The organism is Chryseobacterium sp. S0630, assembly GCF_024158915.1.
GTDB lineage: Bacteria > Bacteroidota > Bacteroidia > Flavobacteriales > Weeksellaceae > Chryseobacterium.
The window spans coordinates 1-21,823 of the sequence record NZ_JAMZGF010000062.1; the positions used below are offsets into that span (position 1 = coordinate 1).

17 protein-coding genes are annotated in these 21,823 nt (G+C 36.4%); 4 read left to right on the plus strand and 13 right to left on the minus strand.

Features of this window, described 5'->3' with window-relative positions:
- Positions 1-80: 80 nt before the first annotated feature.
- The 5 genes from gldG to kbl all read right to left on the minus strand — a co-directional run bounded on the left by gldG (position 81) and on the right by kbl (position 5,284).
- Complete coding sequence (gldG, locus tag NK356_RS20165; protein WP_253317873.1) at positions 81-1,751, minus strand: gliding motility-associated ABC transporter substrate-binding protein GldG; 1,671 nt, start codon at positions 1,749-1,751, stop codon at positions 81-83.
- 4 nt (positions 1,752-1,755) lie between these two features.
- Positions 1,756-2,484 carry an ABC transporter permease gene (locus NK356_RS20170; RefSeq protein ID WP_034695387.1) on the minus strand — a complete coding sequence of 243 codons (729 nt, stop codon included), beginning with the start codon at positions 2,482-2,484 and terminating at the stop codon, positions 1,756-1,758.
- Between the two features lie 59 nt (positions 2,485-2,543).
- The gene (locus NK356_RS20175) at positions 2,544-3,095 is read right to left on the minus strand and encodes a CopD family protein (protein ID WP_253317874.1); all 552 of its coding nucleotides are present in this window, start codon (positions 3,093-3,095) and stop codon (positions 2,544-2,546) included.
- A 93-nt stretch (positions 3,096-3,188) separates the two neighbouring features.
- Positions 3,189-3,839: a hypothetical protein gene (locus tag NK356_RS20180; RefSeq protein ID WP_253317875.1), complete on the minus strand. Its 651-nt coding sequence runs from the start codon at positions 3,837-3,839 to the stop codon at positions 3,189-3,191.
- A 248-nt stretch (positions 3,840-4,087) separates the two neighbouring features.
- Positions 4,088-5,284, minus strand: coding sequence for a glycine C-acetyltransferase (kbl, locus tag NK356_RS20185; RefSeq protein ID WP_034695383.1), 1,197 nt, complete (start codon positions 5,282-5,284; stop codon positions 4,088-4,090).
- A gap of 158 nt (positions 5,285-5,442) precedes the next feature.
- Between kbl and NK356_RS20190 the strand changes: the two genes are divergently transcribed.
- Positions 5,443-6,321 (plus strand): cupin-like domain-containing protein, encoded by an 879-nt coding sequence (locus NK356_RS20190; protein WP_253317876.1) that lies wholly within the window; start codon positions 5,443-5,445, stop codon positions 6,319-6,321.
- A 67-nt stretch (positions 6,322-6,388) separates the two neighbouring features.
- On the opposite strand, the gene NK356_RS20195 is transcribed toward NK356_RS20190, so the two are convergent.
- From NK356_RS20195 to NK356_RS20230, 8 genes are all read right to left on the minus strand, one after another.
- Positions 6,389-8,320 (minus strand): M1 family metallopeptidase, encoded by a 1,932-nt coding sequence (locus NK356_RS20195; RefSeq protein ID WP_034695379.1) that lies wholly within the window; start codon positions 8,318-8,320, stop codon positions 6,389-6,391.
- A gap of 83 nt (positions 8,321-8,403) precedes the next feature.
- Entirely contained in the window at positions 8,404-9,873 is a 1,470-nt protein-coding gene (gene dacB, locus NK356_RS20200; protein ID WP_253317877.1) for a D-alanyl-D-alanine carboxypeptidase/D-alanyl-D-alanine-endopeptidase, read from the minus strand.
- A gap of 161 nt (positions 9,874-10,034) precedes the next feature.
- On the minus strand, positions 10,035-12,482 hold the full coding sequence (priA, locus tag NK356_RS20205; RefSeq protein WP_253317878.1) for a primosomal protein N': 2,448 nt from the start codon (positions 12,480-12,482) through the stop codon (positions 10,035-10,037).
- 881 nt (positions 12,483-13,363) lie between these two features.
- Positions 13,364-14,272: an AEC family transporter gene (locus NK356_RS20210; RefSeq protein WP_253317879.1), complete on the minus strand. Its 909-nt coding sequence runs from the start codon at positions 14,270-14,272 to the stop codon at positions 13,364-13,366.
- Between the two features lie 159 nt (positions 14,273-14,431).
- A complete protein-coding gene (locus tag NK356_RS20215; protein WP_253317880.1) occupies positions 14,432-16,900 on the minus strand; it encodes a glycoside hydrolase family 2 protein in 2,469 nt (822 codons plus the stop codon).
- 126 nt (positions 16,901-17,026) lie between these two features.
- Complete coding sequence (locus tag NK356_RS20220) at positions 17,027-17,689, minus strand: copper homeostasis protein CutC (protein WP_253317881.1); 663 nt, start codon at positions 17,687-17,689, stop codon at positions 17,027-17,029.
- Positions 17,690-17,707: 18 nt separating this feature from the next.
- On the minus strand, positions 17,708-18,262 hold the full coding sequence (locus tag NK356_RS20225) for a hypothetical protein (protein ID WP_253317882.1): 555 nt from the start codon (positions 18,260-18,262) through the stop codon (positions 17,708-17,710).
- A gap of 77 nt (positions 18,263-18,339) precedes the next feature.
- Positions 18,340-19,335 carry an isoaspartyl peptidase/L-asparaginase family protein gene (locus NK356_RS20230; RefSeq protein WP_253317883.1) on the minus strand — a complete coding sequence of 332 codons (996 nt, stop codon included), beginning with the start codon at positions 19,333-19,335 and terminating at the stop codon, positions 18,340-18,342.
- Positions 19,336-19,484: 149 nt separating this feature from the next.
- Here NK356_RS20230 and NK356_RS20235 point away from each other — a divergent pair, with 149 nt between their 5' ends.
- The 3 genes from NK356_RS20235 (at position 19,485) to NK356_RS20245 (ending at position 21,822) form a co-directional block, all read left to right on the plus strand.
- Positions 19,485-20,063, plus strand: coding sequence for a Crp/Fnr family transcriptional regulator (locus tag NK356_RS20235; RefSeq protein WP_253317884.1), 579 nt, complete (start codon positions 19,485-19,487; stop codon positions 20,061-20,063).
- A 230-nt stretch (positions 20,064-20,293) separates the two neighbouring features.
- The gene (locus NK356_RS20240) at positions 20,294-20,659 is read left to right on the plus strand and encodes a DUF3302 domain-containing protein (RefSeq protein WP_253317885.1); all 366 of its coding nucleotides are present in this window, start codon (positions 20,294-20,296) and stop codon (positions 20,657-20,659) included.
- 5 nt (positions 20,660-20,664) lie between these two features.
- Positions 20,665-21,822, plus strand: a complete 1,158-nt coding sequence (locus NK356_RS20245) for an HlyD family secretion protein (RefSeq protein WP_253317886.1) — start codon at positions 20,665-20,667, stop codon at positions 21,820-21,822.
- Position 21,823 lies beyond the last annotated feature (1 nt).

Below are 21,823 nucleotides of genomic sequence, written 5' to 3' on the forward strand. Positions count from 1 at the left end.
ACAAATCAAAATATATAAAAATTATTTACTTTTTAACAAGAAAAACCGCCTCAGTTGTGAGACGGCTTCTTTTTTATGTTTTATCCAAATTTCTTTTTCCTTAACCAGAAGAACAATCCTCCGATAAGACCGATAATAGCCAATGGAAGCAGTAAATTGATCCATTGCCAGGTCGATTTCTCTTCAGTAATTCTTTGTCTGTCAAGAAGTCTTTCTTCAATGTTTCGGTTTCTCAGTTCCATCAGGTTGCTGTCATCAAGAAGGTAATCTAAAGCATTTCTAAGAAACTGTTCGTTTCCAAACTGCTCGTTTGTCAATAGGTCTACACCTAATGGAAGTGGTTTACCTTTGATCACTTTATTTCTTCCTACATCTCCGTCTGCAATCACAATCATTTTGTTTTCCGGGCTGGATGCTTTGAATCCAGGGTAAGATTTTCTTTCAATTCTTGATGCATAGGCAGAGTTGAATTTTCCTTCCAATGCTACAGCGAAGATCTTTGGTGTACTTGGTTTTTCCATTTGTCCAAGACTGTCTACGCTTGCAATTTCTTTCAGATCCACATAATTTGGAACCTGTTTCAGCAATGTTCTTTCACTGGATTCGAAAAGAACTTTTGTTTTGATATTCTTTCTCCCTCCTAATGTATCGATAGAAGTTGGGAATTCAAATTTTACAGGATTGATATTTTTGGTGATCGGATTATTGTTTTCAGCAATTCCAAGCGGATAATAAGGCCAAGGTAAGCTTGTATACTGAGGATTTCCACTCACTTCTCCTGTAACCAGTCTTAAAAGAGCAAACTTTTTCACATCTTTTACCAGAGCAGGATTGATTCTTATCCCGTAATTGAAAAAGAAGTCTGTCATATTGATATCTACAGGGAAAGGCATTACTTTTTTGGATCTTGTTAACGTATCCATTTCAGCATTTACCGCATCAATCATCCAAAGAGTTTTCCCTCCGTTCATGATGTATTGGTCCAAAATTACTTTTTCATTATCTGTAAAAGATTTTCTTGGTTTTGCAATCACCAAAGCACTCATCTGTTTTAATAGCGGAATATCTTCCACTGAAAGTTCCGTCTGATTTTTAGGAATAATAGGTCCTGCATCGTAGTTTTCCATTGCAAGTTGTACAAATCCCTGGAACTCGTCCGGATTCAATTCATCGTGGTTGACCAGAATTCCGATTTTCTTTCTCTTGGCTGCTGCAATGTTTTTAATATTAGAAACAAGATTATATTCCAATCCTTCAATGGATCTTGTCAACTGCTGATCGGCATCGATTCCTGCCTGCTGTACCACTAACGGGATAGAAACTCCGTCATTTCCATGTTTAATCACCGCATAAGGGAAAAGGGTGATCTGTGAGATCTTTCCATCTTTTACATCCGGAAGAATAGACGGCTGCATTCCCATTGCCATCAGAGTGTCCTGAGACATTTTTGTTTTAATAGGATCGATGAATTTGAAATCAATCTTCGGATTAATTTTTCTGAATTCTTCAAGCATAAATTTCGTTTCGCTTTGCAGCTGTTTGAAACTTGCAGGAAAGTCTCCTTCCAGATACACTTCAACCGTCAGAGGCTTTTTAACAGACTCTAATACTTTGATGGTATTATCAGAAAGGGTATATCTTTTTTCTTTTGTTAAGTCTAATCTTATTCCCGAATAGGTCAGGATAATCACTAAAGGAACAATTACAATTAAGAAAATTCCCAGTGGAGATTTAGCATTGAACTTCTTCATGATTCTACTTCTTTTTGTTAATAAAATGATTAGACAATACTAATGAAGCACCAATAACCAGTACAAAATAGGCTACATCTTTAAAATCAATAAGCCCTCTTGTAAAGCCTAAGAAATGCTGATAGAAACCAATATTCTGCAGGATAAAATCTGCACCTCCCAATAATTTATAGCTCGCCAGCTGTTCAATTCCAAAATACATGATGAAGCACATGAAAACGCCCAGCAGATAAGCCATAATCTGATTTTGTGATAAGGAAGATGCCAGGATTCCTACTGCTGAAAAGGCAGCAATTAAGATCATCAGTCCAATATAACTTCCGAAAGTCATCCCCAAGTCAATATTTCCTGCAGGAACTCCCAAAACATAGACTGTATACAAGTAAATTAAAGAAGGAATAAGGCATAAAATCCCAACAATCCATACGGAAAGAAATTTTCCAGCTACCAGTTCTGAAACTTTTAATGGTTGTGAGAAAAGCCAGTTTAATGTTCCGGTTTGCTGTTCTTCGGCAAAAGTTTTCATGGAAAGTGCCGGAATGATAAACATCAACAGCCATGGAACCAATACGAAATAGCTCTGAAGCGAGGCCATTCCGATCTCAAAAATATTAGAATCGTTGTCGAAAAAGAACAGGAAAAGGGTTGCTATCAAACTGAAAGCGGCAATGATCACCCATGCACTCCAGTTTCCAAAGTAACTCCAAAGTTCTTTCTTTAAAATTGCAATCATAGTTTTTTTGTAAGATGTAAAAAGGATGCATGTTTCAAGACATACGGCCTACTCTACAATTATTTGTTTTTTTTATTTTTATTAACCAGTTTCACTGTCATCATGATCAGCAATACAAGAACGAAAAATCCTGCAATTAATTGCCACCAGTATTCGATCACCATTGATTTTAATACAACGGTAAATACCACCAGAAACAGAATGAATGTTGCAATTTCATTCGCCTGTCTCAGTTTGATATTGGCAATCGGCAGGGTATCTCCATGTAATTCTTTTAAATGAAGGACTTTTTTCCAGCACCAGTAATGGTAAATGGCAAGCCCGATAAGGAAGGTCAGTTTCAAATGAAACCAAGGCATTTTCATCAGCCCGGTATTTAAAAAGATCATGACCAATCCGCAAACTGCCATGATTATCCCCGCAGGAACGGTGATAATATTCCACAGCCTTCTGGCCATAAAAGTGTACTGCTCTCTCAGAATTTTCTTTTTTTCTTCCGGAAATTCATCGGTATCTTTATAATAAACGAAAATCCTCACGAGATAAAAAATTCCCGCAAAGTAGCTTACCATGAAGATAATATGTAAAGCTTTGATGACGGTATACAGCATCCTAAAAATTTGTTTGCAAAGATAGTTTATTTCGGAAAAAAAGAGAATTTAATCTAAAATCTTTAGCTTAAAATAATAAAGATTCAATATTTTTTAGAATTTGAAAATGAATTTCATATCAACATTAAAATTGAAACCCAAACTGGATCCTTGCCGATTGGAATGATAATCAAAGGGAAGACCATCTACAGGAGCATACTCTTCTTCCTTTCCAGTCATATTAGTATAAGAAACATTTTTTTGCCTGATACCAAAGCCAATTTTAGGCATAAAGCCAAACCATGAAGATTCTTTATGAATCAAAATGCTGTAGTTAATATTTAATCCGTATTTGGTTCTTTTATAATCTGCTGAACTAAAAGAATAATAAACATCATTTTCATCATAATATTTTCCTGAAATATTTTTTCCTGTTTGATTTAAATAGAAAACTTCTGCTGATACAAAATGCTTTAATCTTGATTGAGGCGCCAAGCTGTAAAAAACTTCCGGTCTTATCTCAAAAATTCTGTTTTTCCCTTCAAAATTGCCCATATTTACGGGCATTATTCTGTCGGTTCCATAGGCCAGTTCGCTTCCAATCCACCATCTTTCATTTAATTTCCGCATATACCCTATGTTATAGCGTTGGTCACGAAAAGGAGCGAAAGCACTTACGGTAAGTATTGATTTGTAATCATTAGATTGGGCATAAATGGTATTAAAAAAGCTAAAAAAAGCAAAAGGAAGTAAATATTTTTTCACATACTGGTTATTAGAATTAGTGTTCCAAATATATTATATTATCATTTATTCAGCAATAGCTTTTTTTTTAACTCAAATTATTTAATTATTAAAGAGAAATAATATCAATCATTTTAAAATTTGTATATTTTTAATCTATTTCATTTTTTCTTTATTCCCAATACTTCCAATTCCCTGAATAAAAAAAACAGGATTTCTCTAACATCTAAGAAATCCTGTTTTTTATTCTACAAAAGTAGATTTTTACCTTAAGAGATTACTCCTAATTCTTTTCCAACTTTTTCAAAAGCAGCAATTGCTTTATCCAAATGTTCTCTTGTATGAGCCGCAGATAACTGTACTCTGATTCTCGCTTTTCCTTTCGGTACTACAGGATAGAAGAATCCGATGACGTAAATACCTTCATCCATAAGCTTTTCAGCCATTTTCTGTGAAAGCGGTGCATCATAAAGCATTACCGGAACAATAGCAGCATCTCCTTCAGGAATATCAAAACCTTTAGCTTTCATTTCCGTTCTGAAATATTCTGCATTTTCCATTACTTTATCACGAAGAGTAGTATCATCAGAAATCATATCCAAAACTTTCAAAGCAGCTCCTACGATTCCAGGTGCCAGAGAGTTGGAGAATAAGTATGGTCTTGAACGCTGTCTCAGCATATCGATGATCTCTTTTTTACCGGAAGTAAATCCTCCTAAAGCCCCCCCTAAAGCTTTTCCTAAGGTAGAAGTGATGATATCTACTCTACCCATTACCTCATTTGCTTCGTGAGTTCCGCGTCCGGTTTTCCCGATGAAACCTGTTGCGTGGGAATCGTCTACCATTACCAGAGCATCATATTTATCAGCAAGGTCACAAACTCCTTTTAAGTCTGCTACAATACCGTCCATTGAAAATACTCCGTCTGTAACGATGATTTTGAAACGGTGATTCTTTTCAGAAGCTGCAATCAACTGAGCTTCCAGATCCGCCATATTATTATTTTTATATCTGTATCTCGCTGCTTTACACAAACGAACACCATCAATGATTGATGCGTGGTTCAGTTCATCTGAAATAATAGCATCTTCTTCTGTAAACAATGGTTCAAAAACACCTCCGTTTGCATCAAATGCTGCTGCATAAAGGATGGTATCTTCAAGACCTAAGAAATCAGCAATCTTTTTCTCCAAATCCTTGTGAATATCCTGTGTTCCACAGATGAAACGTACAGAAGACATTCCGTATCCGTGAGATTGGATCATATCCTGAGAAGCTTTCATTACTTCCGGATGGTTGGATAATCCCAGATAATTATTAGCACAGAAGTTCAAAAGCTTTTTTCCGTTCGCTTCTATTTCTGCACTCTGTTGAGAGGTGATGATTCTTTCTCTTTTGTAAAGTCCGTCATTCTCAATATTCTGAAGTTCGTTCTGTAAATGTTGAAGGTATTTTTCAGAGATCATTTTTAGTAATTTTTTAGATGTGCTAATTTACTAAAAAGGCAGTAAAATAAAACCTTTTATATGCTTAATTCTAAAAAATGAATATAGATTTCAGTTTTAACATTATTAGTCTATAAATTTAGTAGGATAATATTTATATTTGTTTAAAATTTTAATGCATGAGATTAAAGCCGGTACAAAAAATAAAGATGATCAGTTCAGAAACCTTTATCAACAACCATATGAAGCCGAGAGTTCCGATTATTATTGAAGACTTTGTGCATCCGGAAAGTCCAGCTTTCAAAAAGTGGAATTATGAGTATTTCAAAGAAATCGCAGGAGATCATAGGGTGAATATCTACGGCAGCGAGCTTGATTCCCTGGACAGAGTGGCCAGTGATCCTATTGCACAGACTACATTTTCAGAATATCTTGATTTGATTCAATCTACTCCTACTGAACACAGGCTCTTCTTATTTAATTTATTAAAAATAAAACCTGAGCTTAAGAACGACATTATCTACAATGATGTTACGAATGGTAAAATACTGAAATGGCTGCCCTTTATGTTTTTTGGTGGTGAAGGTTCTGTCACAAGAAATCATATTGATATCGATATGTCACACGTTTTTATTACACAATTCCAGGGAATCAAAAGAATATGGCTCTTCCCGTGGGAACAGTCTGATTTTATGTATAAACTCCCCTACAATTTCCACAGTCTGGCTCAAATTAAAAATCCCGATTACAGAAAATATCCGGCGCTACTTTATTTAAACGGTTATGAAGCTATTATCCACCCTGGAGAAACCCTCTATATTCCTTCCGGCTGGTGGCATTATATTCAATATGACACGGAAGGATATTCCATATCGGTAAGGGCACTACCTTCAAGTCCGCTCGAAAAATGGCGTGGATTTAAAAACCTGGTCATTACCAGACATTTTGATAATCTCATGCGAAAAGTATTCAAAGAAAAATGGTTTGAATATAAAGTGAAAACGGCAAGAAAAAGAGGAGCCAGAGCGGCAAGAAAACAAAGAAGCTTTCAAATCTGAAAGCTTCTTTTGTTATATTATGATTGATTTTGATAAAAGTATCATTCATACTTTACCATTTTCATTTTTAATGTTTGATAAATTTGATATTCTTTTCATCAATCGTAATGAAATAAGCTCCCGGAACTAATTCTGCAATTCCAATCGCTTTACCTGGCTGATACGTTCCTTTTCCAACCAATTTTCCGTCTATAGCATGAATTGTAAAATCAACAGCTTTGTTAATACCTTTCAGATTAATCTCATTTTTTGCAGGGTTCGGATACAAACCAAAACCTTCTTTCTCAACAGAAGAAACACTCAACGTATTATCCTGAGTCACTGTAGAGTTTTTCTCAATAATCTGGTAATCATAATTAAACTGAACACTTGCTATCGGGAATGTTACCGACTGTAAAAAGCTTTGATTATTGGATGTATTATTAAGAACAAAATAAGCAGTCTGACCTGCAGTTCCTGTCACTTTAATAGGTAGAGGCATTTCAAAAAAGCTAACATTAGCACTACTTTGCGTCTGAGAAACTTTAAATAAAGCCTGATTTCCGCCCTGCATCCATTTTATGGTATAAGTAGGATATCCTTCGCCATATACCCAGTCATTGAAAAACTCTGTAAAGTCTGTTCCGGTAGACTGAAGCAAAGAAGCATTAAAATCAGCAGTACGAGCATAGCTGTAGGCAAGGTTCGGTCTTGCATGATAGTCTTTAAGTGCCTGGTAAAATGCAGCGTCACCTAAAATCCACTTCAGCATTCTCAATACATATCCTCCTTTAGCATAAGACAATCTGCTGTCAAATATTCTGTTGATGCTTGAAAGGCCGGAATCCGGTACATACACAGTTCCTGTTGTACTTGCGGTAATGTAGTTAGACTGACCTTGTAAGTAATTCAAAAATTCTGTGTTGGTCATCAATAGTTTTTCATTGGCAAGATGCTCTCCAAAAGTTGCAAAACCTTCATTCAGCCAGATATCATTCCATGCGCCACAGGTTACTTTATCTCCAAACCACTGGTGAGTAAGCTCATGGGCAATCAACTGCTTGCTCCATCCACCCATGGAAGACATGGTCTGATGCTCCATTCCTCCACCATACATGAATTCCATGTGACCGTATTTTTCATTACGGAAAGGATAAGTTCCAAAATAGGTTTCAAAAGTATCCATTACCTGCTTTGTCCAGTTAATATTCGCAATGCTTGTTGGATTTGAATTCGTGGACGGATAGATATAGTTCACAAAAGGAAACGGAGGATTTCCAATGGTATCAGTAAGTTTAACAAAATTTGTAATCGACAGTGCGATCAGATAAGCCGGCGTAGGATACATTGTTCTCCAGAAAGTAAGCTTCGTACTTCCTGTAGGAAAAGTTTCAGACATCAGCTTTCCATTGGCGGCTACACTATAATTGGATGGCGTTGTAATTTTAAAATCAAATCTTTCAATTTTATCATTTAAACTCTGCTTGGTAGGAAACCAGTCCTGTGCCCCATAAGGTTCATTCAAAGTAGAAAGTACCGGAGTTCCGCTTTGAAGAGCAGTTTTGAAAGCATCATTGCTTGTAGATGGTGCACCTGCATAATAAATGGTAAGAGAGTCTAGTGTATTGGCTGGAATGGAAGCCGGAAAATCAATTTTCAGTTCTTTTGAAGGAAGCTGCTGAAAGCTTGTAATGTTAGTTCCATGATACTTCACCTGAGAAACCGTTAAAGAATTGGAAAGATCAAAATAAATACTTCCCATATTTTGGTTAGGCTTAAAGTGAGAAGTCACTGATCCGGAGATGTTATATACCGCAGGATCCAGGCTCACATCCATTCTCTGATACTGCAAGTCGTAATTCAGCGTATTGGGATTCGTATTCCCGATGTTCATTTTTTGAGTGAAGGATTTTTTCTCTTTTTCGATGAGTCCCTTCATATCAATGTTTTGTTCTTGCTTCTGGCTATAGAACTGTTGGGAAAATAGAAATCCCAACACCAAAAGGTACAATTTTGTCATGTTTAGAAAAATTTAATCAAATATAAAAAAAACCTTTTAATCAATGATTAAAAGGCTGTTATAATATATAAAATAAAAAATTTTTAAAGATCTAATGCAGGTTCAAGAATCTTCTCCATTCTTTTCTTCACCATATCTACCGATCCGGAATAGTTATTCACCATTAAAGAGAAAACCAATGTTTTTCCTGAATTGGTCTTCAGATAACCAGCTAATGTTTTCACTTTATTCAGTGTTCCTGTTTTAGCAAAAACCTGTCCGTTTCCTCCCATATTGAACATTCTTTTTAAAGTTCCGGATTGTCCTCCGATGGGTAAAGAAGTCAGATAAGATCTGTAGTATTTCTGATCCATCAGAGAAGTAAGAAACTTCACCTGAGAAATTGGCGTTACATTATTGCTTCTTGACAGTCCGCTTCCATCCATATAATTAAGGCCAATCATATCAAAACCGGCATCTTTCAGGTGATTAGTCACCACCATTCTTCCGGATTCTGAAGTCTGATCACCCATTTTCTGATATCCTACCGTTTTCAGCAAAGCTTCTGCCAATGAATTGTCACTGTGCTGATTGGTATAATAAATAATATCATTTAAAGTCGGGGACTTATACGCTGAAAGCATTTTTCTGTTTTCTGGTGCTGCATCTGTCATTTTCGGAGTTACTTTTCCGGTAACAGGAATTCCGCTTTTTACCAATGTTGTTCTGAAAGAGTTGGCAAGATAAGCCGGAGCATCAGGAAGTTTGGTTGTTAAAGCTCCGTTTCCTTCGTATTTATCAGCATATACCATCTGATGGTTGTAAGGAGAAACGTAGAAAAATTTCTTTTCTGTAGAGAAACCTCCTTTTTTAACAATCAGTTTTTCGTTGGCAGGGTTGATATCGCGGGTACTTCCTGCAGGCAGATAATAATTATTGTTTTCCAACCATACAACATTTTCCGGAAGCACTGAAATATTGCCTTTGAAAAGCGCTGTCTGAATGATAATATCACCATTTACCTTTTTGATTCCCTCTCTTGAAATACCGCCTACGAAATCTGAAATAATATCTCGATAAGATGCTGCACCAGCTTTGTTAGTTCCCAAAGAAGGGTCACCGCTTCCTATCACATAAAGATTTCCATTCAACACTCCATTTTCGTCTATCGTTCCTGAGTACTCCAGCTGAGTCATCCAACGGTAATTTTCACCCAGCATGTTTAATGCCGTTTCCGTTGTAAGCAACTTTGTAGTAGAAGCAGGTACTAAAGGAGTATTTTCGTTATACGAAGAGATTACCTTCTTCGTTTTCGGATCATACACTACGAATCCCCAGGTTGCATTTTTCAGCACAGGATCCGCCATCATTGTGTTTACATTAATGTCTACAAGTTCTTTTGCTGACAAAACAGTTTTCTCCACCATCGTACTAACGGGTGACGGCAGGTTTAAGCTGCTTTTCTGATTGTCATAATTCTGAGAATAAAGAACGGTAGAAACGGTAGATTGAGCCAGGAAAAGACCAGAAGCCAACACCGCCGCACTTGAAATATATTTTCTGAAATTTACCATCTATCTTCTTTTTGTTCTATAGTTTTGACTCTATAAAAAATGACAGGTTAAATCATCCAGTACAAGAGCCAAACACTTAATCAACGTCCAAAAGTAGAAATTATTGTCATATAACGGGCCACCGACCCGTTATAAAAGAGTCTAAAGTTTGTTAAAAATTGTTAAAAATCAACAAAAACATCTTTTTTAATGCTTTGATATGCAGTGATTTCATCAAATTCTTTCAAACTTATCAAAACCATGTTTTTGAATTTCTCATAGTTTTTCCCACGGGGAAGTTTAAGCATAATCTGAAACTGATAGAGATTATTCAGTCTTGCAATCTGAGCTCTTTCAGGTCCTAAAACACAATCTTCAGGAAGATATTTTCTGAGGATAGAACCCAGAAAGCGGGATGCACGGTCTGCTTTATCCTCTCTTCTGTGTTTCATTTCAATCATAATCAGCTTGGTGAAAGGCGGATAATGGAATTTCTGACGCTCTGTAAGGATATATTTATAGATCTTGGCAGGGTTGTTCATCTTGATCAGCTGAAATACGGAATGATCAGGATTAAAGGTCTGAATAAGGATTCTCCCTTTTCCGGACACTCTTCCAGCCCTTCCCGAAACCTGGGTGATCAGTTGATATGCTCTTTCTTCCGCTCTGAAATCCTGTACATATAATAAAGAATCCGCTTTAGGAATCGTCACCAGTTCGATATGATCAAAATCCAGTCCTTTTGAAATCATCTGTGTTCCTACAATAATGTCAGTTTCTCCATCTTCAATTTTCTCGTACAGCTTTTCGTAAGCGAATTTTTTACGCATGGAATCTACATCCATTCTATCCACCTCATTTTCAGGGAAAAGTTTGGTAACTTCTTCATGAATCTGCTCTACACCGACTCCTCTTTCGTTCAGCTTTTCAGAATTACATTTCGGGCAGGTTTTAGGTTTTGAAGCTCTTTGTCCGCAGTAATGGCACTTCATTTCATTGGCGGCTTTGTGATAAGTCATTACCACATCACAATTGGAACAGTAGTTCACATACCCACAGCTTTCACATTCTATGACATTGGAATAGCCACGACGATTATGAAGAACAATTGCCTGATTTTTTTCATCCACCGTTTTCTTAATCTCTTCGATAAGTTTCAAAGAGAAATTTCCTGAGACCTTTTTAGATTCCTGGGCTTCTTTGAAATTAATGAGTTCATATTCCGGCAGATTGACATTCCCGAATCTTTCATTCAGGAAAACATATTTCATTTTATCTTTTCGGGCTCTGTAATAACTCTCAACAGAAGGTGTTGCTGATCCTAAAATCACTCCTGCCTGGTACAATCCACCCAACACCAAAGAGGCATCTTTCGCATTAAAATAAGGAGAAACTTCTCTCGGTCTGTATGCAGAATCGTGTTCTTCATCTACAACAATAAGTCCGAGATTCTGATAAGGTAAAAATAATGCATTACGCGTTCCGATCAGAATACGGATATCGTTCTGCCTGATTCTTCTCCAGACTTCTACCCTTTCAAAATCGGTCAGCTTCTGATGATAAAAACCGAGCTGTCTGCCATATTTTTTTTCTAACCTTTGAGTAATCTGTTTCGTAAGAGATATTTCCGGAAGCAAAAACAGAACATTTTTTCCTTCTTTGATACATTCATCAATTTTCTCTAAATAAATATGAGTTTTTCCCGATGAAGTAACTCCATGAAGCAAAACATTTTTTCTTTCTTCAAAAGCCTCATCAATTTCAGATTTTGCTGTTTTCTGCTGTTCGGAAAGTTCTTCAAGTTCCTCAATTTCTCCTTCATAGCTTTCTATTCTGTCTTTCTGCATGTAGTATTCCTCTACAAGACCTTTATCTGCCAAAGGTTTGAAGTGTGAACTTCCGAAATAACCGTCTTCAAACAATTCAGATTTTTTAATGGGAGCATCCGGATTTTCAGTCTGTTTTTCTAAAATAAGAAGGAAAAGATCTTTCTGTTTTTGTGCTCTGTTCAATTTTAAAAGAATATCCGTAAGATTTTGATTGGCCAAAACCTCATCATTAATTCTTACGTAAGCCACTTCTTTGGCTTTGTACTTTTCAGCAATTTTCTCATCAATTTCAATATACTGAAGATCAATAAGCGAATTGATGGTTTTGATGATATCTTTTTTAGGAATAAAAGCTTCAATATCCGTCAGATTGATCAGTTGTCGAACTTCCAGGGCCTGAACCAGATACATTTCGTTAACATCCAGGTTTTCAAAATCTATGATGGCTCCTGGTTTTAATTTTAAATAGGTTTCACTTTCCAGTTTTAAAGAAGAAGGAAACGAAAACCTGTAAATCTCTCCAAGGCTGCACAAATAGTATTCTGAAAGCCAGTTCCAGAAATCAATCTGTTCCTGAGGAAGAATCGGCTGATCATCCAGCATGCTGATGACTTCCTTGGCTACAAAGTTTTCCGGTGCATTATCATGAAGCTCAAATACGATTCCCGTATAGATCTTTTTTCCACCAAACGGTACCAGAACACGCATTCCTGGTTGGATTTCAGACATCATTTCCTCAGGAACTTTATAGGTGAAAGATCCTTTGAGGTTTAGGGGTAAAACAATTTGAGCGTACTGCAAGGGAAATATTTAAAATGTAAAATTAGATTTTTCCTGAGAGAACTGCAACTTTACAGAAATTCTTTCATACTATTTAACAGAACTGGAAACTAAAGCTGTTGTATGTTTTTATTTCCTCTTTTGTCCATTCCGTAGGAATCTAAACAATCAGATGTTTTAAAGTCTGCTATTTCATTAATTTATTGATCAATAAGAATGATATGATAGGCTGGATTCCTGCGGAATGACAAAGCGTGTGGATAAAAGAACTTTACAGAAATTCTTTCGCGTTCCTGTAATAGACCCTGAAATCCAATTTAGAAAAAATATCCAATAGAAACGGACTTTAGTCCGTTTGATAGAAGTAAATTTTTAATCGGCTTTCGCCAAAACTTAAAACTGAATATTCTATCATAATCGTCTTTTTAATCTGATTTTCAATCCGGTAGCAGAATTCTTGCGGAATGACAAACTGTACGGATAAACTTTGACAATAAATATTCTACTCTCTGTAAATTGAGTGTAAGTTTAGGCTAAAGCCAAAGGAATTTAAATCATTTAATTAAATGGGCTAAAGCCCATTTCTATTGAATAAGATTGGACTTATTCTCTTTATATTTTAAATTTTGGAGACAGGATTACTGCGGAATGACAGACTGGATGGATACGCTTGGGGAGTGAACAATCTGCTTAATCAGCAAAATATGCGAGAGATCATATTCAATAGAGACGGGCTTTAGCCCGTTTAATAAAAAATTAAAATTTCAATCGGCTTTAGCTAAAACCTGGATTAAACACAATGTCCGCAAAAGATTAGATGAATCGTTTTAATTCGGTCGCAAGGGCGCTCCACTCAGCAAAGATATCCCTCCATATTCATATTAATAAACGATGGCTTATCATTAAAAAAGAAGTTCTGTCATCTCATACCAGAATGCAGAGGTAAAAAATCCTACAATAATACTGACTCCGATGATCAGGTTGGTCAGTTTTGTATTCAGCCGGAACTGTTCTGCAATGATACTTGAAGTAACCAATGTTGGCATGGCTGCTTCAAATACTGTAATTTTAGCTACATCTCCTTTTATTCCGAATAACAGATCCATACCCAATACTATTGCTGGTGCCAGAATCAATTTATAAAGCATCGACATAGACATTTGGGGAATCAGTTTTTTCCATCCATTGAATTTCAGCTGTAATCCGACTGAAAATAAAGCTAAGGGGCTTACTGTAGCGGCCAGTTTATCAAAGAAAGGTTCTGCAACGGTAAAGTCAATGAACCTCGACAATACCAAAGCTGAAATACATCCTATTAACGGAGGGAATGTGACCAATCTTTTTAAAATGAATATGGCACTTACTTTTCCTGATTTACTTCCTCCTTTTACTGCTGCAATAATTCCGAGGGTGGAAAGCGCAAAAAACATGGTCTGGTCACAAATAATGGCAATGCTTAAAAGCCCTTCGCCATAAAAAGCACTGATTAAGGGAAATCCGATGAATGAAGTATTACTGTATCCGCTTGCTAATTCCAAAGTACTTCTGGACCGCCTTGAGTATCCCCTGCTCTTACTGTAAAACATCATAAAGAAAAAGCAGAACACAGAAACTAAAAATGTGGCTGCAATGGGGAACAGCATCTCTGTTGTCCATTTTACTTTAGGCAGATATTTAAACGAAACTGCCGGAAGAGCAAGATAAAGAATCCAGGTATTGATACCTTTATGGGCATCGGGGTGGATAGATTTTGTTGCTTTGAATATCATTCCTGCAATGATACACACTGCAATCAGAACAAAATTTACCATAACTATAAAGAAATATAATGCAAATTTACGGCTGATTTTTGAGTTGGAAGGGTAAAATTTATATTTTTTTCGGTAGAATTTCTAATGAATCTTTTCTGCTTTAAACCTTATAGGTTTCAAAAACCTATAAGGTTTGCAAAAGTTTTTTCAAAATAGATATTAATTCTTCATCACATCCCAAAGACTCATCACTTCAATTTTTTCCAAAGGTTTTGAAAGGGTAATTCTTTTTGAAGTTCCTGGCAAGAGATCAAAGAAATTATCACTGAAATGAGTATCTCCCACCAGATAAACATCTTTGGCTAAAATATCTGTTGATATTTCAATTTCAGTAGATGAAACTTTTCTGATTTTAATTTCCGGGTTTGACAGCTTTAAATCTTTAGGCTTATTAAAAAAGAACAATTTTTCAAATTTTGTGTCTTTTTCAGAACTGATTTTTAAAACAGCTTTAGACAAATCAAACTGGGCCAGTTCTGATTTACTGAGACTTCGTATTTTCTTACTTACATCAGCTTTTATATTTTCTGACTGATTGCTTTTCCAAAGTATTTTTCCTTTAAAATCAATGAGTTCAAACTTAATATCTGAATTAAATTCTTTCACAAGATCACTGATCAGATAAATATCATAACTTTTATCGGTTTCAGCAATTGATATCAACACAGGTTCAAAGCTTCTTTTCGCCTGATAATGGAAGGCTTTCCAGTTTCCGAGATAATCAATGGAAGACCATGAAACTACCGGCCAACAATCATTGAGCTGCCAATACAAGGTTCCCATATTATAGGGTTTTGCACGACGATGGGCTTCAATAGCGATCTGCATTCCTCTTGCCTGTAGCAACTGTGAAACATAATTGTACTGTACAAAATCTGTTGGAATTTTATAATCACGCTTCAGGTATTCATTAATGATATCCCAGCCGCGGGCATGTTTTTCATGTGCTTTGATAGTTGGATTCTGAAGACTTAAATCCGGAGTTCCTGAGAACATTGATTTTGTCGTTTCAAGAGTTGGTGTACCCTGAAAGCCATATTCAGACATAAAACGTCCCACTTTTTCGTTGTAAATTTCAAAAGGCTGCTCGCCCCACCAAACACCCCAATAATGGGAATCTCCTTCGGTAAGGCTTTCTTTGTGTCCCCAACCGATTGAGGGAGAACTTGGCCAATATATATTTTTATCCGATTTCAGATTTTCTGCCAATGCATTGGGAATTACCTCATGAAACAGCTTTTTATAATCTTTCCAAACCTGAAGTGAATCATTTTTTGAATATTTGAACTGTTTCTGATAGCCCCAATTGACAATCGCTTCGTCAATTTCATTATTTCCGCACCACAAAGCAATAGAAGGATGATTCTGAAGTCTGTTCACCTGATCTTTTACTTCTTCTTTTACATTGTTCAGAAATGTTTCATCTGCAGGATAAAAACTACCCGCAAACATAAAGTCCTGCCAGACCAGGATTCCGTTTTCATCGCAAGCTTTGTAAAACTCATCATCTTCATAGATTCCTCCACCCCAGATACGGATCATATTCATATTGGCAGCTTTGGTATCTTTGATCAGTTTCTGGTACTTTTCTTTGGACATTCTTGGTGAAAAACTATCTCCAGGAATCCAGTTGGTTCCTTTGATGTACAACGGCTGTCCATTGACTTTGAAATAGAATGATTTCCCCTTTCCGTCTTTTTCCTGAACCAATTCAACTGTTCTTAAGCCTATCCTGATATTTTTAACATCAATATCTTTCTGATCTTTAGATAGTTTTACTTCAAAATCATAGAGATTGGCTTCACCACGACCGTTAGGCTGCCAAAGTTTCATCCCACTTGTTTCATAAGGAATGGATATCGTGTTGATTCCTTTTTTTAAAGATATTTTTTGGTGAATTTTATTAAGATCCAAGGTATAATTTCCAGCGTTTTGAGCTTCAATTTCTACATCAAAATGTAAATCAGAAGAAGTATCGGAAGTTCTTTTCTGAATATCCTTAACAGTTATAATTCTAGCGTTATTCCAGAATTCTAATTGTACATCTTTCCAAATTCCAGCCGTAACCAATCTTGGTCCCCAATCCCATCCAAACTGATATTGTGCTTTCCTCACAAAACTTCTTGGTGATTCCGGTAGGGTGAACGGAACTTTTTTCGCTAATTCTTTTCCTGTATTGACAGCGGATTTAAACTTAATCTGAACTGTATTTTTTCCTGTTTTCAGATATGGCTTCACCGGAATATTCCATTTACGGAACATGTTGTCGGTTTTCTTTAACAGCTTTCCGTTAAGATAAATTTCTGAGAATGTATCCAGTCCGTGAAAAACAAGATCGATATTATCATTCTTTAATTCCTGGGTGGAAACAGTAAATACGGTCTGATAATCCCAGTCATCATTTTCTATCCATTGTACTTTCTTTTCATTTTCATCTTGATAAGGATCAGGAATCACCTTGCTATTCATTAAATCCAGATGAACAGTTCCCGGCACTTTCGCAGGAAGCCAGTTTTGATCTTTTGAGTTTCTGAACTGCCAGTTTTCAGAAGATAAATTTCTTTGGGAAAACTGTGCTGAAAGGATATTCTGTGTAAAAAGGAAAGCAAAAAGGATCGTTCTATTCATCAATAATTTTGTTTTGTATCTTAATATTCAATAGTTCTGTCATTCGAGGAACGAAGGAATCTCTACTTTGAAAATTTAGATTCCATGCTGCGCTTGGAATGACAAACTGAGCGCATATTATTCGTTTTATTTACTTTTCAACGCAACCACTTCATCCGCATTGGCAAAAGCTCCACCATCCGTAATTGCTGAAGAATGGAAGTATCCAGCATGGGTAACGGCTCTTATTCCTTCAATATTGGATGAGCGAAGCCCGCCTCCAACAAGGATTTCAATTCTTCCGTTGGAAAGTTCAACCAGTTTCTTAAGGTTTTCTTTTCCTTCAGATACATTCGGTTTCTGACCGGAAGTAAGAATGGTTGTAAAACCACATTCAATTACTTTTTCTAAAGATTCTTCCAGACTTGCAGCGCGGTCAAAGGCACGGTGAAAAGTACACGGAAGCGGTTTTGCCAATTCGACTAAAGCTTTATTCTGTTCTATATTAACCTCATCATTTTCATCCAGAATACCGAATACAAAACCATCTGCATGTAAAGATTTTAATTGAATCAAATCATTTTTCATCTGTTCAAATTCCGAATCCGAATAAGTGAAATCTCCACCTCTTGGACGGATCATCACAAAAATCGGGATCGTAATTTTTTCGCGAAGCTTCTTCATGGTTTCGAAATCCGGAGTGGTTCCACCTTCACTCAGTCCATCACATAATTCTATTCTGTCTGCCCCATTTTCAAAAGCAATGATTGCTGATTCAGGATTAAAACAAGCTATTTCTATTTTTGACATTGTATTATCTATTTGATTTTATTTTGGTTCATCCTGCAGTACATCTGCAATCAGAAAAGAACCGTTTTGTTTTACTACTTTGATCACAGAAGGATATTGAGCTTTGAAGCCACCATCTCTCAATACTACATTGAAGATATATTCATCCTTTGAAGACGACTTTAAATCGCAACTTTCCACTTCAATACTGTTCCAATCCTGGGCGGAGATAAGAAATCCTATGCCAACTCCAGCTTTACCGGTATCAAACTTAGACTTCCATTTATCCTGAAATTCTTTGTCGGTAAGGCTTCCATCTACATCCAGATCAACATTTGTTGCATCAGTTTTATAATCAAAATAATCTTTTGTTGTCATCTTCTGCATATTCTTTTCTTCATTTCCGATATCAGCTTTAAAGTAGTTCACAATGCTTGTCTTCAGCCATTTTTGGGCTTCTTCTACATCATTGGACTCATTATTCTGAACGGTTTTTTCTTCTGTCTGTTGTGGTTGGGGATCTATTTTAATTTCCTTCTTTTCTTCTTTGCAAGACATGATCAGAAGTAGAGAAGCGATAATCATTCTTTTCATATTTGTTTTATGTTTTGGCTAAAGCCAATTGGTATCTTTTATGGGTTTAAATGGGCTAAAGCCCATTCCTATTGAATTTATTTCAAGGCAAATTCTGGTTTTTCCAGGCGGTTTCCTTTCTGATCATAAACAGCAAAGTTGAATCCATCCTGAATACAGTAAGATCCATATTCTCCCTGCTTATTGATGGCAATAAAGCCTACCTGAATATCTTTTAGATTTTTGTTTCTTCGCTGATTGATTTTTACAATTCTTTCTACCGCTTCCTTACAAGCTTCCTGTGGATTTCTGCCTTGCCTCATCAACTCAACCACAAGATGTGTTCCTACCGTTCTGATCACCTCTTCACCATGACCTGTTGCGGTAGCAGCTCCTACTTCATTATCTACAAAAAGACCTGCTCCGATAATTGGGGAATCTCCTACTCTGCCATGCATTTTGAAAGCCATTCCGCTGGTTGTACAAGCACCAGAAAGGTTCCCTTGAGCGTCTAAAGCGATCATTCCTATCGTATCATGGTTTTCAATGTTGGCAATAGGTTTATATTGACTGGTTTTTAACCATTCTTTCCATTCTTTTTCTGATTCAGGAGTGAGAAGGTTCTCTTTTTTAAAACCTTGTGAAAGCGCAAACTGTAATGCTCCATCTCCTACCAACATCACGTGAGGTGTTTTTTCCATTACCGCTCTGGCAACAGAAATAGGATTTTTAACATGTTCCAGACAGGCTACAGAACCAATATTATAATTTTCATCCATAATGCAGGCATCCAGCGTTACTCTTCCATCTCTATCCGGACGGCCTCCGTATCCTACACTTCTTTCCTTTGGATCTAATTCTACAAGACGTACTCCTTTTTCTACTGCATCCAAAGCTTTCCCCCCTTTTCCAAGGATTGTCCATGCTTCTTCATTAGCTTTTAATCCGAAATTCCAGGTGGAGAGTACGATAGGTTTATTGATGATTTTTTTATTTTCAGGCAGATTTTGGGCCATCACATCTAAAGGATTAATGGTAAGTGCTGCTGTGGCAATTCCCAGTTTTTTAATAAAACTTCTTCGGTTATTGTTCATTGTAAGTAAGAATTATTTAATACAAAGCAAATATCTTAAAAAAATTCGTTGAAAGTCTAATGGCTTTTTCACTATTTTTTCTTTGCTATTTTTTATTATTTTTATAATGGTTATTTTAATTAGTATTTATGTTTAAAACATTTAGAAGAATGGATTGCTTTAAGGAATTATCGGATGAAGAAATCCAGGTCCTTTCAAGCATCAGTACTCCCAAACTTCTTCGGAAAAAAGAAAAACTTTTAGAGCCTGGTCAGCCATTTAACCATTTATTTATACTGACCAGCGGCCTTCTGAGATTTTTCTTTGACGATGAAAACGGAGTTGAAATCAATACTTTCCTGCCCTCGGAAAAAGAGGTTGCCTTTTTGGAAAGCCCGGAATCTTATTCCCCAGAAGGCGCGAAAAAGTATACTATACAGGCTGTCATTGATTCACAAATTTTTCTTTTTAATAAAGAGAAATTTGAACAGATTGCATTTCAGCATAAAGGAATTTACAATTTGTATTTAAAATCTTTAAAACAGATTATCAGCATCTTATCCGCACGCACAGAGCAGTTTTGCAAAAGTTCTCCGCTTTCCCGCTATGAAGAATTCCTGAGCAGCCATCCGTTTGTCTGTCAAAATGCAAACAGAAAGTATATTGCCAATTTTTTGGGTATTACCCCTAATTCTCTTTCCCGTATTACTGCCCGTGATGTTAAAAAAAAGAATCAAAGAAAAAAATAACTTAAGAATATTTTTAATTGTTTCGTTCAGTATAATTTTGTCCGGTCAAAAAATAGTTCCTCATCAATAAAAAACCAAATGAAAAAAAATATAATCATCTTCAAAGCATTACATCTTATAGAATAGTCTTTACATCTTAACAGGAGTAATATGTGATTATCCGGATTTTTATTCGGGTCTTAATCTGTATTTTCTTAAGTCAACATTTTATTACCATTTTATACCAATTTATGCAAAGAATAACCACCATTCTCTGCCTGTTATTAGCATGCAATTTTGTGCAGGCCTCTACAGGCAATGTTGAAGACAAAATAGCCGATGGAGCATCCTGGCTAATCTTACTTGTATTGCCTATTGCAGGGATTTATCTCTTCTGGAAAGTTCACATTTACCCGGAAAAAGTAGCGGAAAAGAAAAACCATCCCCAGCTGAACGCTATCAAAAGCATGTGCCTTCTTTCTCTGATCTTTGGCGGTCTTTTATGGCCGGTTGCCTTAATCTGGGCCAATTATGACTATGGAAACCAGACGACTCCTGAAAAAGAAACAGACAACACTGATTTACCTGAAGAAGAATTTAAACCCTTAGAAAATTAAAAAACATGCTGGAATTACTAGTTGCAATATATGCCGGAATATGCTGGCTGCTTATAAAAAAATTAAAACTGATCCCGTGGACATTCACTACACAGGTAATCGTATATTCATTGCCGATCTTCGGATCTATCGCTTTGATATTAAGTTTAAATTATTATTGCCCCATTACCTCTGATGTAAAGGTAGGAAACAGAAGTGTGGATATTACTACACAGGTTTTAGGTAAGGTGAAGAAAGTATATGTGAGCACCAACCAGGAAGTAAAAAAGGGAGATACTCTATTTGTGCTTGACAGAGAGCCTTATTTACAGGAAATTAAATCCCTGGAAGCTAAGCTGAGCAGCATGAAAGCCACTGTGCATTCCTATGATGCAGATATTTCGGCTTCCAGAAAAAATATTTCTGCATTACAGTCACAGCTTGATCTTGCCAATAAAAGAGTAACTCAATATCAAGAACTTGTACAGGCAGGAGCAGCCAACAAATTTGATCTTGAACAGGCAATAACCAATGTACGTGATCTACAATCCAGAATCAGTGCTGCACAATCACAACAACAGTCTTTGGAAACAAAGTCCAATGCTTCTTATGGTGGAGAAAATTCATCAGTATCTGAGATTCAGGCTAAGCTGGAGCAGGCAAAATGGAATCTTTCCCAGACCATTGTTTTGGCTCCTACAGACGGTGTGATCCCCAATGTTCAGCTGAATGAAGGAGCTATTATGGCCCCATTCAAATCTGCATTTGTTCTGATTCAGAAACAGCAGTCAGTCATTGGATTTTTTGCTCAGAACGAGCTTGAATCTGTAAAAAATGGAAATGAAGTAGAGCTTGCTCTTAAAACAGAACCGGGAAAAGTAGTAAAGGCCAAACTTGAATATGTAATTGATGCTACAAGCCAGGGAATCATGAATAATGCAGGAGGAATGCTGGGCGGAAATGGTTCTACGGCAGGACTTCCTGATACCGCAAGACAATTACCTGAGACCGATGGAAAACTTATTGCCAAGTTTGTCCTGGAAGATAACCAGAAACAGCTTACAGTAGGAGCAAGAGGAACGGCTGTGATCTATTCTGATCATATTAAACCTCTTCATCTTATCAGAAAAGTAATGGTACGAATCAACAGTAAAATCAACTTCCTGATTCCTAAACTTCATTAAC

Bases quoted from the DNA above. Each gene is read 5' to 3' on its own strand.
- gldG (WP_253317873.1), bottom strand. From the start codon at position 1,751: ATGAAGAAGTTCAATGCTAAATCTCCACTGGGAATTTTCTTAATTGTA.
- NK356_RS20170 (WP_034695387.1), bottom strand. From the start codon at position 2,484: ATGATTGCAATTTTAAAGAAAGAACTTTGGAGTTACTTTGGAAACTGG.
- NK356_RS20175 (WP_253317874.1), bottom strand. From the start codon at position 3,095: ATGCTGTATACCGTCATCAAAGCTTTACATATTATCTTCATGGTAAGC.
- kbl (WP_034695383.1), bottom strand. From the start codon at position 5,284: ATGATCTCTGAAAAATACCTTCAACATTTACAGAACGAACTTCAGAAT.
- NK356_RS20190 (WP_253317876.1), top strand. From the start codon at position 5,443: ATGAGATTAAAGCCGGTACAAAAAATAAAGATGATCAGTTCAGAAACC.
- NK356_RS20195 (WP_034695379.1), bottom strand. From the start codon at position 8,320: ATGACAAAATTGTACCTTTTGGTGTTGGGATTTCTATTTTCCCAACAG.
- dacB (WP_253317877.1), bottom strand. From the start codon at position 9,873: ATGGTAAATTTCAGAAAATATATTTCAAGTGCGGCGGTGTTGGCTTCT.
- NK356_RS20210 (WP_253317879.1), bottom strand. From the start codon at position 14,272: ATGGTAAATTTTGTTCTGATTGCAGTGTGTATCATTGCAGGAATGATA.
- NK356_RS20215 (WP_253317880.1), bottom strand. From the start codon at position 16,900: ATGAATAGAACGATCCTTTTTGCTTTCCTTTTTACACAGAATATCCTT.
- NK356_RS20220 (WP_253317881.1), bottom strand. From the start codon at position 17,689: ATGTCAAAAATAGAAATAGCTTGTTTTAATCCTGAATCAGCAATCATT.
- NK356_RS20225 (WP_253317882.1), bottom strand. From the start codon at position 18,262: ATGAAAAGAATGATTATCGCTTCTCTACTTCTGATCATGTCTTGCAAA.
- NK356_RS20230 (WP_253317883.1), bottom strand. From the start codon at position 19,335: ATGAACAATAACCGAAGAAGTTTTATTAAAAAACTGGGAATTGCCACA.
- NK356_RS20235 (WP_253317884.1), top strand. From the start codon at position 19,485: ATGGATTGCTTTAAGGAATTATCGGATGAAGAAATCCAGGTCCTTTCA.
- NK356_RS20240 (WP_253317885.1), top strand. From the start codon at position 20,294: ATGCAAAGAATAACCACCATTCTCTGCCTGTTATTAGCATGCAATTTT.
- NK356_RS20245 (WP_253317886.1), top strand. From the start codon at position 20,665: ATGCTGGAATTACTAGTTGCAATATATGCCGGAATATGCTGGCTGCTT.